The sequence below is a fragment of the Marinitenerispora sediminis genome, assembly GCF_003336425.1.
In the GTDB taxonomy this organism is placed as follows: Bacteria; Actinomycetota; Actinomycetes; order Streptosporangiales; family Streptosporangiaceae; genus Marinitenerispora; species Marinitenerispora sediminis.
In genome coordinates, this window is sequence record NZ_QEIO01000055.1 from 20,849 (window position 1) to 33,126 (window position 12,278).

Genomic DNA, 12,278 nt, shown 5'->3' on the forward strand with positions numbered 1-12,278 from the left:
CGCGAACGCGTGCCGTCGGCCGGCCCGCGGCCTGCGGCGGCGGCCCCCCTCCCGGACCGGCGCCGCGGGCCGCGGCGGTCAGGCATCGAAGTCGTACTGCAGGACGTAGGCGGAGCCGTCCAGTGTCATCTCGTTCAGCTCCACGGCGCGGTCCGCGGCGCTGAGCGCGGTCCGCATCACGTCCAGCACCGGGGTCCCGGGCCGCAGCTCCAGCAGGTCGAGCTCGTCGGGGGAGGGCATCCGCACCCGGATCTCCTCCGTGAACCGCGCGGGGGCGTGGCCGAGCTCCGCGAGCCGGGCGTAGACGCCGCCCGGGCCGGTGTCGGGTTCGGCGATGCGGGTGCCGGCCGCCAGCGCCGCCGGCAGGTAGGAGACGGCGAGCTGGATGGGCCGGCCGTCCAGCCGGTACCGGCGGCGCCGCCGCACCACGGGCGCACCCTCCTCCAGCCCCAGTGCGCGCGCCACGTAGTCGGGCGCCGGCACCTCGCCGACCCCGACGCCGTCGGTCTCGAACGGTCGGTCGCCCGCGTCCGTCTGCCAGATGGCCCGACCGTTGCCCCACTGGTCCCGGGAGAGCCGGCGGGCGCCGTGCCGGCGCACCGGCCGGAACGTCCGGACGTAGACCCCCGATCCCCGGATCGGCACCGCGATCCCCTCGTTGATGAGCACCGCGAGGGCCTGGCGGGCCGTGGCGCGCGCGACTCCGTACCGCTTCATGAGGTCGTTCTCGCCCGGCACCCGGTCGCCGTCGGAGAGCTCTCCGGAGGCGATCGCCGACCGCAACGCCTCGGCGATTTCTCGGTAGACCGGCGGGGAGCTGTTTTCGGACGTCGGCACTGGGTTCATCCTCTCGCCCGGACTGCGTGGCCGCGCCGCCCACGCCGCGCCCACGGAGCCACGCGTTCCGCGGTCTCGGTTCCGCCCTGGGGGGACGGGGGACGGTCTCGACGGTTGTACCCCCGCGCGCCGCGCGCCATCAGCGTTCGATTGACACAGCGGGTATGTCCGGTTGTGGGGAGAGTTATGCGTGCTGGGGGAAGCTCCGAATCACGTGCCTTTCACGCGGCGCACCCGGCATTCCGATACCCGGAGGTCAGCGCGGCGTCACCTCCGGTGGCCTGATCCGGTCGCGCCCGGCCTCGGGTTCCGGCGCCCGCACGTAGCGGAGGAAGAGCGAGCCGCCGGACTCCAGCACGTGGTCGAGCCGCAGGTCCTGGGGGTGGGACGGCGAGCCGCCGGCCACGATCCGGCCGCTGGCCGGTCCGACCAACCGGGGGCTGAGGGTCAGGCACAGCTCGTCGGTGAGCCCGGCGGAGGACAGCTCCGCGAGCAGGTGCGGTCCGCCCTCGGTCAGCACCCGGAACAGCCCGCGCTCGGCGAGGGCGGCCACCACGGCCTCGGCGCGCACGGCGTCGTCGCCCACCACGAGCACTTCGGCGTGCTCGGCCGCCGCCGCCCGCCGCTCCGCGGGCGCGGACTCCGTGGTCAGCACGATCGTCCGGGCACCGCCGGGCGGCTCGGCCAGCAGCCCGGGCTGCAGGTCCAGGGTCCGGGTCACCACGGCCATCGGCGGCGCCGCCGGCCGGCCGGCCCGCAGCTCCTGCCACGCCGGCCGCGGCCGGATCGGGCGGTAGCCTTCGATGCGGGCGGTGCCGGCGCCGGCGAGCACCACGTCGGCCAGCCCGCGCAGCACCCCCATCACGGCGCGGTCGGCGGGCGAGGACAGCTCCTTGGTCCGCCCGGACGGGCCCCAGGCGCCGCCGTCGGCGCTCGCCACCATGTTGGCCCGCACCCACGGGCGGTCCAGCCCGGCGGGGAAGGCGTAGGCGGCGGCGAGGTCGATGTCGGCGCTCTCGGCGCCCTCGGCGTCGAGCGGCGCGGGCAGCAGTCGGCGGAAGCGCGGCGCGGTGGATGCGGGACTCATGACCACCGAGGGTACGGCGTGCCGGCCGGCCGCCGCCCGCGCCGGGGTGCGCGTGCCGTGCCGCCGCCGTGCGGTTCGGCGGGGAGCCGCGCTACCCCAGTTGCGGGCCGGCGGGCGCCGTCCGGCGCAGCAGCACCAGCGCGTGGCCGAGCACGGGCACCGTCCCGCCGGCCGTCACCGGGGGGTGCTCGGCCGAGGCCGGCGCCCCGGTGTCGAGCACGGTCCCCCACGCGCCGCCGTACCGGGCGCCGGGCAGCACGAAGTCCACCGGAGCGGCGTCGGCGTTGAGCAGCAGCAGGAAGGAGTCGTCGCGCACCGGCCGGCCGCGCGGGTCCGGCTCGGTGATGGCGTCCCCGTTGAGGAACACGCCGAGCCTGCTGCCGGCGCGCTGCCAGTCGCCGTCGGCCAGGGGCGTGCCGTCCGGCCGCAGCCAGGCGATGTCGGGAAGTCCCCCGGCCCGGCGGGAGCTCCCCTGGAAGAACCGGCGGCGCCGGAACACCGGGTGGTCGCGCCGCAGCCGCGCGAGGGCGCGGACGAACTCCAGTGTCTCCGCCTGCTCGTCCAGGCGGCCCCAGTCCACCCACGCCACCTCGTTGTCCTGGCAGTAGGCGTTGTTGTTGCCGCCCTGGGTGCGGGCGATCTCGTCGCCGTGCGACAGCATCACCACGCCCTGGGACAGGAACAGCGTGGCGAGCAGGTTGCGGGTCTGGCGGCGCCGCAGGGCGCGCACCTCCGGGTCGTCGGTGGGGCCCTCCACCCCGCAGTTCCACGAGCGGTTGTCGTCGGTCCCGTCGCGGTTGTCCTCGCCGTTGGCCTCGTTGCGCTTGCGCTCGTAGGAGACGAGGTCGGCGAGGGTGAAGCCGTCGTGGCAGGTCACGAAGTTGATCGAGGCGTAGGGGCGGCGGCCGTCGTCCTGGTAGAGGTCGCTCGACCCGGCCAGCCGCGACGCGAGTTCCGGCACCACCGGCCGGCCGCGCCAGAAGTCGCGGACGGTGTCGCGGTACTTGCCGTTCCACTCGGTCCACAGCGGCGGGAAGTTGCCCACCTGGTAGCCGCCGGGGCCGACGTCCCACGGCTCGGCGATCAGCTTCACCTGGGAGATCACCGGGTCCTGCTGGACGATGTCGAAGAACGTGCTGAGCCGGTCGACGTCGTGGAACTCCCGGGCCAGCGCCGCGGCGAGGTCGAACCGGAAGCCGTCGACGTGCATCTCCAGCACCCAGTAGCGCAGCGAGTCCATGATGAGCTGCAGCGCGTGCGGGTGCCGGACGTTGAGGCTGTTGCCGCAGCCGGTGTAGTCGAGGTAGTAGCGCCGGTCGTCGTCGCGGACCCGGTAGTAGCCGAGGTTGTCGATGCCGCGCATGGACAGCGTAGGCCCCATGTGGTCGCCCTCGGCCGTGTGGTTGTACACGACGTCCAGGATCACCTCGATGCCGGCCTCGTGCAGCGACTTCACCATGGACTTGAACTCCTGCACCTGCTCCCCGCGGGAGCCGGCGGCGGCGTAGCCGCTGTGCGGGGCGAGGAAGGCCAGGGTGTTGTAGCCCCAGTAGTTGGTGAGGCCGCGCGCCACCAGGGGGTGTTCGGCGACGAAGTGGTGCACCGGCATCAGCTCGACCGCGGTGACGCCGAGCGCCGTCAGGTACTCGATCACCGCCGGGTGCGCGAGGCCGGCGTAGCTGCCGCGCTCGGCCGCGGGGACCCCCGGGTGCCGCATGGTGAGGCCGCGCACGTGGGCCTCGTAGATGACCGTCTCGTGGTACGGCACGTTCGGACGGCTCTCGTTGCCCCAGTCGAAGTAGGGGCTCACCACCACGCACTTGGGGACATGCGGCGCGCTGTCGCGCTCGTTGCGGCGGGCCGGGTCGTCGAAGTGGTAGTCGAACACCGACTCGTGCCAGGCAACGCCGCCGTCGACCGCCTTGGCGTAGGGGTCCACGAGCAGCTTGGCGGGGTTGCACCGCAGGCCGTGCGCGGGATCGTGCGGTCCGTGCACCCGGTACCCGTAGCGCTGCCCCGGGCCGACCCCGGGCAGGTACCCGTGGTGGACGAACCCGTCGTTCTCGGTCAGCGCGACGCGCTGTTCGGCGCCGTCCTCGTCGAAGAGGCACAGCTCCACCCGCTCGGCGACCTCCGAGAAGAGCGAGAAGTTCGTGCCGGACCCGTCGAAGGTAGCGCCGAGCGGGTACGCGGTGCCCGGCCAGACGTCCACCATGTGCGCCGCCAACCCCTCCAGCTCCGTCCCGTGCCCGTCTCCCCCTGGTTCTTCCGTCCGGGCCCGCGGAGTATTCCTCCCGGGCGCGATCGACACCGGATCGTGGCCGCCCCGTCCGGGCCCGGCCCCCCGCCGCCCCCGGCGGCGGCGGGCCGGCGCCGGGCCGTGGGGACGCCGGTCATCGGCGGTCAACGGCCGCGTGCGGGGGCGCCGGTCCGGCGGTGCCGGCCCGCGGGTCCGGTGCCGGAATCCGGCAGCGGGGAGCTCGGAGGGGCGTCAGGGGCGGCCTTCACACACCGGTCCCGGGTGCGCCGTGCCATCGGCGCCCGCGCGTCAGCAGGCTCCGGTCGACGCTCTGGGGCCGCCGCGTGAGAGGCCTGCGGGATGGGGCCGGTGCTCCGGAATCGACTTCCCCGCGGCCGGAGACGGCCGGAGAAGACGACGCGCCCGGAAAGGACCGACCAGCAGGGCCCGCCCGCTCGCTGCCCCCGGCGTGTCCCTCGGCCGTCGCCGACCGCGCCCGGCCGGCGAAGCGACAGGCCGTGTCCGCGCCGCTGCCGGCAGCCCTGCGGCCGCCCCGGACCACCGGGCCGCCACGGACCGCCCCGGCCGCCGGCTCGCGGGGCGAGGCCCGCCGCCCCGTTCGCGACCGGCGCCCGTCCGCGGGGCCGCGGTACCAGAGCGACCACCGCCCCGGCCCCGGGGCGAGCGGGAGAACCACCGCGGGCGTGGGGTGGACGCGCCGGTGACGCCGGCTGACCACCTCGGCGGCCCTCCCCAGCCCGCCCACGCGGCCGTGCGGCCGTGCGGCCGCCTCGGCTGTTCCGCGGTGCCCGGTGCGGAGTTCGGTGCTGGGCGGGCGCCCGCGGTCCTCCGGCGGTGTGCGGGGCATGGCGGCCGGGGCGGACGGTCGCGTGGCGCCGTCACCGCCGGCTCCGGCGCCGCGCCGCGGGCCGTGCGGACGGGCCCGTGCCCCGGGCCGCCCGGCTGGCGGTCCGGCAGGGCGGGCCCGGCACGGGCGCGGGGCCAGGCGCGGCCATCGGCGCTCGCGAGCGCCTCCCGGTAGCACCTGCCCCGGGGGTGGGGCCACGCGGACCGGCCCGGTGTCGCTGGGGGGCCGCCCCGGGGGCCGCGTCAACGCCCCTGCCGCGCCGAAGGCACCGGCGGGGACGCCGTCGTCCGGATGGACACGGGGCGGCATCAGGAGGGCGCCCGGGCCGGGCTGGCGCCGGTCCTGCCCCCGGAGCCTCTGCCAGGCGCGGGTGGTGCGGCGAACCCCCTGGCGGTCTAGCGCCGCGGCCGGGCGCGGTCCAGGATGGCGGCGGTGTCGACCGCGCGCGGCAGGGTGCCGAAGACGTGCCCCCACTCGCCGCCGAGCCGGGAGGCGGTGAAGGCGTCGGCCACCGCCGCGGGGGCGTGCCGGACCAGCAGCGACCCCTGCAGGCAGAGCGCCATGAGCCCGACCACGCCGCGCGCCCGGAACTCCGCGCCCTCGGGGTCGGCGAGTTCGGCGCGCAGCCGCCGGACGGCGGCGTCCAGCCGGGCGTCGGCGCCGGCGGCGCGGTCCAGTTCGGCGAGGAAGGCCGCCACGGCCTCGGGCTCCCGGGACAGCGCCCGCAGCGCGTCCAGCGCCGCCACGTTGCCCGACCCCTCCCAGATGGAGTTCAGCGGCGACTCGCGGAACAGCCGCGGCATCCCCGACTCCTCCACGTAGCCGTTGCCGCCCAGGCACTCCAGGGCCTCGGCGACGTACGCGGGCTGGCGCTTGGTCACCCAGAACTTGCCGACCGCCACCGCCAGGCGGCGGAACGCGCGCTCCTCGGCGTCGCCCCGCACCGCGCGGTCGGTCGCGCCGGCCAGCCGGAGCATCAGCGCGGTCGCGGCCTCCGACTCCAGCGCGAGGTCGGCGAGCACGTTGCGCATCAGCGGCCGGTCGAGCAGCAGGGAACCGAAGGCCCGCCGCTCGGCGGCGTGGTGCACCGCCTGCACGAGGGCGGCCCGCATCCCCGCCGCCGAGCCGATGACGCAGTCCAGCCGGGTCCCGTTGACCATCTCGATGATGGTGCGTACCCCGCGCCCGGGCTCACCGACCAGCCAGGCGAGCGCACCGTCGTACTCCAGCTCGGCCGAGGCGTTGGACCGGTTGCCGAGCTTGTCCTTGAGCCGCTGGATGAGCAGTGCGTTGCGGGACCCGTCGGGGAGCACCCGCGGCACCAGGAAGCAGGACAGTCCCTCGGGCGCCTGGGCGAGCGTGAGGAAGACGTCGCTCATGGGCGCCGAGGTGAACCACTTGTGGCCGGTCAGCCGGTAGCCGCCGTCGGGGGCGGGGACCGCCCGCGTGGTGTTCGCACGCACGTCGGAGCCGCCCTGCTTCTCCGTCATCGACATCCCGGCCAGCAGGCCGCGCTTGGTCTCCGGCGGGCGCAGCCCGAAGTCGTACTCGCGGGCGGTGAGCAGCGGTTCGTAGCGCGCCGCGAGATCGGGGGAGTGGCGCAGCGCGGGAACCGCCGCGTAGGTCATGGAGACGGGGCAGCCGTGGCCGGCCTCCACCTGCGACCACACGTAGAAGCCGGCCGCGCGCGCCACGTGCGCCCCGGCGCGCCCGTCCGCCCACGGAGCGGCGTGCAGGCCGTGCGCGACGGCGGTGTCGAGGAGCACGTGCCAGGCGGGGTGGAAGTCCACCTCGTCGATCCGGTGGCCGTAGCGGTCGTGGGTGCGCAGCACCGGCACGTTGGCGTTCGCCTGCTCGGCCCATCCCCGCGCCCGCGCGGTCCCGGCCAGCCGGCCGAGTTCGCCCAGCTCAGCCGCCGACCAGCCGGCTCCCTCGCGCTCCATCCCCTCGCGCAGCGCGGGCTCCGCCGCGGCGTCGTGGTCCTCCAGGGGGGACGGCTGGTTGACCACCTCGTGCGTCGGGGGCATGGGCGCACCTTCCCGTTGTCGAACTGTCGCCACCGCCGTACCGGACACGCCTGGACGGCCGCCCCCAGCGTATCGGCGCGGCCCCGGCGCCCGCTGGGCGGCGGGGCACCGGCGCCGGCCGCCCGCGGTGCGCGGTCAGCGCCGCGCGGTCGGCACCTCCCGTTCCGCGGCGCCGCGCAGCGCCTCGTCGTAGCGGTGCAGCACCAGGCGGGCCAGCTCGGGCGCCGCTCCCAGCGCGGGGGACACCGCGTCGGCTCCGGCCGCCAGCGACTGCGCGCTCACGCGGTCGGCGAAGAAGCCGGGGGCCAGCAGGTAGCCGGCCACCGCGACGCGCGGCGCTCCCCCGGCCCGCAGCGCGGCGACCGCCTCGCCGGGCGAGGGCGCCGCCGCCGACGCGTAGGCGGCGCGTACCCGCAGCCACGGCCCGCGGGCGGCCAGCCGGGCCGCCGCCCGCTCGATCACCGCGTTCGCGCCGGGGTCGCTGGAGCCGGCCGAGGCCAGCACCAGCGCGGTGTCCGGCGCCGCCCGCACCCCCGCATCGGCGAGCCGGCGCAGCACCGCGTCCTCCAGCAGCGGATGCGGGCCCAGCGTGCCCCCGTAGCGGACCCGCAGCCAGGGGTAGGCGCCGTGCACCGCCCCCAGGACGGCCGGCAGGTCCACCTTGCTGTGGTAGGCGGCGGTGAGCAGGGCCGGCAGCACGACGACCTCGCCGGCGCCCCGCGCGGCCAGCGCCCCGATCGCGGCGCCCGGGTCGGGGGCCACATGGTCGAGGTAGGCCACGCGCACGTCCAGGCCGGGGCGCAGCCGCCGGACCCGCCCGAACAGCTCCTCGACCGCGCGCGCCGACCGCGGGTCGCGGCTGCCGTGCGCCACCGCGACCAGCGGAACCGGCCTCACTGGTGGATCCCGCACTCGGTCTTGCCGGTGCCCGCCCACCGTCCGCTGCGCGGGTCGGCGCCCGGCTCCACCCTGCGGGTGCACGGCGCGCAGCCGATCGACGGGTAGCCGTCGTACTGGAGCGGGTTGACCATCACGTTGTGCTCGGCCATGTAGGCGTCGACGTCGTCCTGCGTCCACCGGGCGATCGGGTTGACCTTGACCATCCGGCGCCGCGGGTCCCACTCCACCACGCCGACGTGCCGCCGGGTGCGCGCCTCGTCGCGGCGCACGCCGCTGATCCAGGCGTCGTAGGGCGCGAGGGCGAGCCGCAGCGGCTCGACCTTGCGCAGGTGGCAGCAGATGTCGGGGTCGCGGCCGTGCAGCCGCGGGCCGAGGTCGCGGTCCTGCTCGGCCACGGTGCGCCGGGGCGTGACGTTGACCAGGTTGATCGGGTAGACCGCCGCGACGGCGTCGCGGGTGCCGATCGTCTCGGCGAAGTGGTACCCGGTGTCCAGGAAGACCACGTCGATCCCCGGCCGCTCCCGGGAGACCAGGTCCACCATGAGCGCGTCGGCCATCGACGAGGTCATGCAGAGTTTGTCGCCGAAGGCGTCCGCCGCCCACCGGATGACCTCCTGGGCGGTGGCCTCCTCCAGTTCCTCCGCCGCGCGGGCCGCTAGCGCCTCGCCGTCCACGGTCACGTTCATGCGTCCTCACCCGTCCCTGTGCCATGAGCAGTGCTGGCGATCGCGCCGGCGCGCAGTCCGACGAACCTGACCTGGAACACCCGCGCGCACGCGCCGCACGCCCAGGCGTGCCCCGCGCCGCGCTCGCCGGCGGCCTCGTGCGGCTCCAGGTCCTCGTCCCCGCAGTAGGGGCAGTAGTACGGTGCGGCCCGTTCGCTCATCGCAGGTCCGCCTCTCCGGCGCGGGCCGCCCAGGCGGCGAAGACCTCGCCGTCGGCACGCTGGTCGAGGAAGCGGCGCAGCAGCCGCTCCACGTAGTCCGGCAGCTCCTCCGCGGTGGTCTTGAGCCCGCGCACCTTGCGGCCGAAGGCGGAGTTGAGCCCGAGCCCGCCGCCCAGGTGCACCTGGTAGCCCTCGACCTGGCGCCCCTCGGCGTCGGTGACCAGCTGGCCCTTCAGCCCGATGTCGGCGACCTGGATGCGGGCGCAGGAGTTCGGGCAGCCGTTGAGGTTGATCGTCACCGGCTCCGAGAACTCCGGCAGCCGCCGCTCCAGTTCGTCGATGAGGTCCGCGCCGCGCGCCTTCGTCTCGACGATGGCCAGCTTGCAGAACTCGATCCCGGTGCACGCCATGGTCTGGCGCCGGAAGACGCTCGGCCGGACCCGCAGGTCCTCGGCCTCCAGGGCGGCGGTGATCGAGTCCACGCGGTCCTCGGCGACGTCGAGGATGACGAGCTTCTGGTCCGCCGTGGTGCGGATCCGGTCCGAGCCGTGCGCCTCGGCGATGTCGGCGATGCGGCTCAGCTTGGTGCCGGAGACCCGGCCCACCCTCGGCGCGAAGCCGACGTAGTAGCGGCCGTCGCGCTGCCGGTGCACGCCGACGTGGTCGCGCCGGGTCCCGGGGTCGAGCTCGGGCGCCGGGCCGTCGGGCAGCGCGTAGCCGAGGTACTCCTTCTCCAGTACCTCGCGGAACTTGGCCGCGCCCCAGTCCTTCACCAGGAACTTGATACGGGCGCGGTGGCGCAGCCGGCGGTAGCCGTAGTCGCGGAAGACCGCGCAGACCGCCGCCCACACCTCGCTCACCTGGTCGGGGCGGACGAACGCGCCCAGCCGCTGGGCGAACATCGGGTTGGTGGACAGCCCGCCGCCGACGAACAGGTCGTAGCCCGGGGTGCCGTCGGGGCCGAGCACCCCGGCGAAGGCGACGTCGTTGATCTCGTGGTTGGTGCAGTAGGTGGAGCAGCCGGAGATCGAGCTCTTGAACTTGCGCGGCAGGTTGGAGAACAGCGGGCTGCCGATGTGGTCGTCGTGCACCTGCCGGATCTGCTCGCTGGCGTCGATCACCTCGTCCTCGGCGATCCCGGCCAGCGGGCAGCCCAGGATGACGCGGGGCGTGTCGCCGCACGCCTCCGTGGTGGACAGGCCGACCGCCTCCAGCCGCTCCCAGATGGCGGGGACGTCCTCGATGCGCACCCAGTGCAGCTGGACGTTCTGGCGGTCGGTGATGTCGGCGGTGTCGCGTCCGTAGGCGGTGGACACCTCGGCGACCGCGCGCAGCTGCGCGACGCTGAGCTGGCCGCCGTCGATGCGCACCCGGAGCATGAAGTAGCGGTCGTCGAGCTCCTCGGGCTCCAGCACGGCGGTCTTGCCGCCGTCGATGCCCGGCGCCCGCTGGGTGTAGAGCCCGTACCAGCGGAACCGTCCGCGCAGGTCAGCGGGGTCGATGGAGTCGAACCCGGCGCGGGAGTAGACGTCGATGATGCGCTGGCGGACGTTGAGGCCGTCGTCGTTCTTCTTGTTCTCTTCGTTCTTGTTGAGCGGTTCCCGGTAGCCGAGGGCCCACTGGCCCTCGCCACGGCGCGGTCGGGAGGTCGTGCGGCCGGTCGATGCGGATGCAGGAGGCATCGCGGGGTCCTCCGAGCGGGTTGCGGGGCGCACCGGCCGACGGCACCCCGACGGACCCCGCGCTCCGCACGACACTGTGCCGGGACCGGGGACTTGCGAGTGCTCGAAACGTACGTCGGCGCCGCGGGCGCCCCAGAAGGCGGGCGGATCAGATCTACAGCGGCGGGGCTATCCGACGTTACGACAGATGGCGCTGCGGACCCGAAGGAAGTCCACGTGCCGGCGCACGCAGAGCATCGGGTCGAGGGCAGCAGCCATGCCATGACAATGACACGCGGCGCGTGCGTTTGTCCAGGCGCCGGAAACCGGCGCGACGGGTGAAGCAGGTCACGTGCAGCCAGTATAACCGGTGGGTTTGGTGGGATAGGGCGGTCACGGTTCGCCATCGAATCGGCACCGGCCGCGGTACCGCGCGGGCGACGGGGCTGACGCCCGCTCCCGGGGGCCGTTAGGGTCTGCTCGGAGGGCGTCCAGCACGAGCGGCGCGGCCGCGCCGGAGCCCACCGACCGACAGGAACGACGCGAGAGTGGCGCCGTGCGGGACGACGGGAAGCCATCCGGCCGGCCTCCGGGCCCGGGACGGGTGCGTGCCGGGGCGGAGCGGCTGCGCCGTGCCGCGGAGGAGTGGCGTAGCGCGCACCCCGCGGCGGGCGCCGCCGCCACCGTCGCCGTGCGCGCGGTGCGCTCCGGACTGCGGGTGCGGGTCCTCGGCCTCGCCGCCGAGTCCGCGTTCTTCTCGCTGCTGTCGCTGCCGGCGCTGCTGCTCGGGCTGGTCGGCGCCCTCGGGCACCTGGTGCCGGTGCTGGGGGACGGCACGGTGCTGGAGATCCGCGCCTGGCTGCTGGACCTCGCCGCCCGGGTGCTGACCTCCGCGACCGTCGACTCGGTGGTCGTGCCGCTGGTCGACGACGTCATGCGCGGGGCCCGCGGCGGCGTGCTGTCGCTGACCTTCCTGCTCTCGCTGTGGTCGGGGTCGCGCGCCATGAGCGTGTTCATCGACGCGATCAGCATCGCCTACGGACTGGAGGAGCTGCGCGGCTACGTCCGCCGCCGGGTGCTGGCGTTCGTCGGCTACCTCGGCGGGCTGCTGTTCGCGCTCCTCGTGCTGCCGGTGCTGGTGGCCGGCCCGGACGCGCTGCGCGACTCGCTGCCGGCGACCGGGGTCCTGGGGTTCCTGCCGGTGCTCATGAGCCTCGCGTACTGGCCGGTGGTCGCGCTGCTCTCCCTCGTGTGCGTCACGGGGCTGTTCGCGCTGAGCGTCCCGGTCCGCACCCCGCTGTGGCGGCACCTGCCCGGGGCGGCGCTCGCGGTGCTCGTCCTCGTGCTGGGCTCGGTGGCGCTGCGCGGCTACCTCGACGCCTCGTTCGGGCGCTTCACCATCTACGGCTCGCTGTCCGCGCCGATCGCGATCCTCGCCTGGCTGTACGTCATGGCGCTCGCGGTGCTGGTCGGTTCGCTGCTCAACGCCGAGATCGACGCCGCCTGGCCGACGCCCGCGACCGCGGCCGCGCGGGCGGAGGTCGCCGAGCGGCGGCACAGCAGCGCGACGCGCCTCGTGGAGCGCCGCGAGGAGGCGCTGCGCAGCATCGCCGAGCAGGCCGCCGAGGAGGATCCGCCGGCCGGTGCCGGGCGCCCGGCGGCGCAGCGGTCCGGCCCGGCCCCGGCTCCGCGGACGGCCGAATCCCCCGCGGGGCCGCCGGAGGCCGCGGCCCCAGCGGGGCCCGGCCCCGCCGTCCCGGTGCCGCCCGCCCC

9 protein-coding genes are annotated in these 12,278 nt (G+C 75.7%); 1 reads left to right on the plus strand and 8 read right to left on the minus strand.

What is annotated here, in order from left to right; genetic code table 11:
- Positions 1-78: 78 nt before the first annotated feature.
- The 8 genes from DEF28_RS12910 to DEF28_RS12945 all read right to left on the minus strand — a co-directional run bounded on the left by DEF28_RS12910 (position 79) and on the right by DEF28_RS12945 (position 10,526).
- Complete coding sequence (locus DEF28_RS12910) at positions 79-846, minus strand: GntR family transcriptional regulator (RefSeq protein ID WP_114396034.1); 768 nt, start codon at positions 844-846, stop codon at positions 79-81.
- Between the two features lie 247 nt (positions 847-1,093).
- Positions 1,094-1,924, minus strand: a complete 831-nt coding sequence (locus tag DEF28_RS12915; protein ID WP_114396033.1) for a dihydrofolate reductase family protein — start codon at positions 1,922-1,924, stop codon at positions 1,094-1,096.
- A gap of 91 nt (positions 1,925-2,015) precedes the next feature.
- Positions 2,016-4,139 (minus strand): glycogen debranching protein GlgX, encoded by a 2,124-nt coding sequence (gene glgX / locus DEF28_RS12920; protein ID WP_114396032.1) that lies wholly within the window; start codon positions 4,137-4,139, stop codon positions 2,016-2,018.
- Between the two features lie 1,287 nt (positions 4,140-5,426).
- Positions 5,427-7,058 (minus strand): acyl-CoA dehydrogenase family protein, encoded by a 1,632-nt coding sequence (locus tag DEF28_RS12925; protein ID WP_114396031.1) that lies wholly within the window; start codon positions 7,056-7,058, stop codon positions 5,427-5,429.
- 135 nt (positions 7,059-7,193) lie between these two features.
- Positions 7,194-7,955: a sirohydrochlorin chelatase gene (locus DEF28_RS12930; protein ID WP_114396030.1), complete on the minus strand. Its 762-nt coding sequence runs from the start codon at positions 7,953-7,955 to the stop codon at positions 7,194-7,196.
- Positions 7,952-8,644 carry a phosphoadenylyl-sulfate reductase gene (locus DEF28_RS12935; RefSeq protein WP_114396029.1) on the minus strand — a complete coding sequence of 231 codons (693 nt, stop codon included), beginning with the start codon at positions 8,642-8,644 and terminating at the stop codon, positions 7,952-7,954. The genes DEF28_RS12930 and DEF28_RS12935 overlap by 4 nt, the downstream gene beginning before the upstream one ends.
- Complete coding sequence (locus DEF28_RS12940; protein ID WP_114396028.1) at positions 8,641-8,844, minus strand: hypothetical protein; 204 nt, start codon at positions 8,842-8,844, stop codon at positions 8,641-8,643. Before DEF28_RS12940 ends, DEF28_RS12935 begins: the two co-directional genes overlap by 4 nt.
- Positions 8,841-10,526, minus strand: coding sequence for a nitrite/sulfite reductase (locus DEF28_RS12945; RefSeq protein ID WP_114396027.1), 1,686 nt, complete (start codon positions 10,524-10,526; stop codon positions 8,841-8,843). The genes DEF28_RS12940 and DEF28_RS12945 overlap by 4 nt, the downstream gene beginning before the upstream one ends.
- 583 nt (positions 10,527-11,109) lie before the next feature.
- On the opposite strand from DEF28_RS12945, the gene DEF28_RS12950 reads away from it, so the two are divergent.
- The coding region (locus tag DEF28_RS12950) for a YihY/virulence factor BrkB family protein (RefSeq protein WP_147281060.1) at positions 11,110-12,278 on the plus strand (1,169 nt) is incomplete at its 3' end.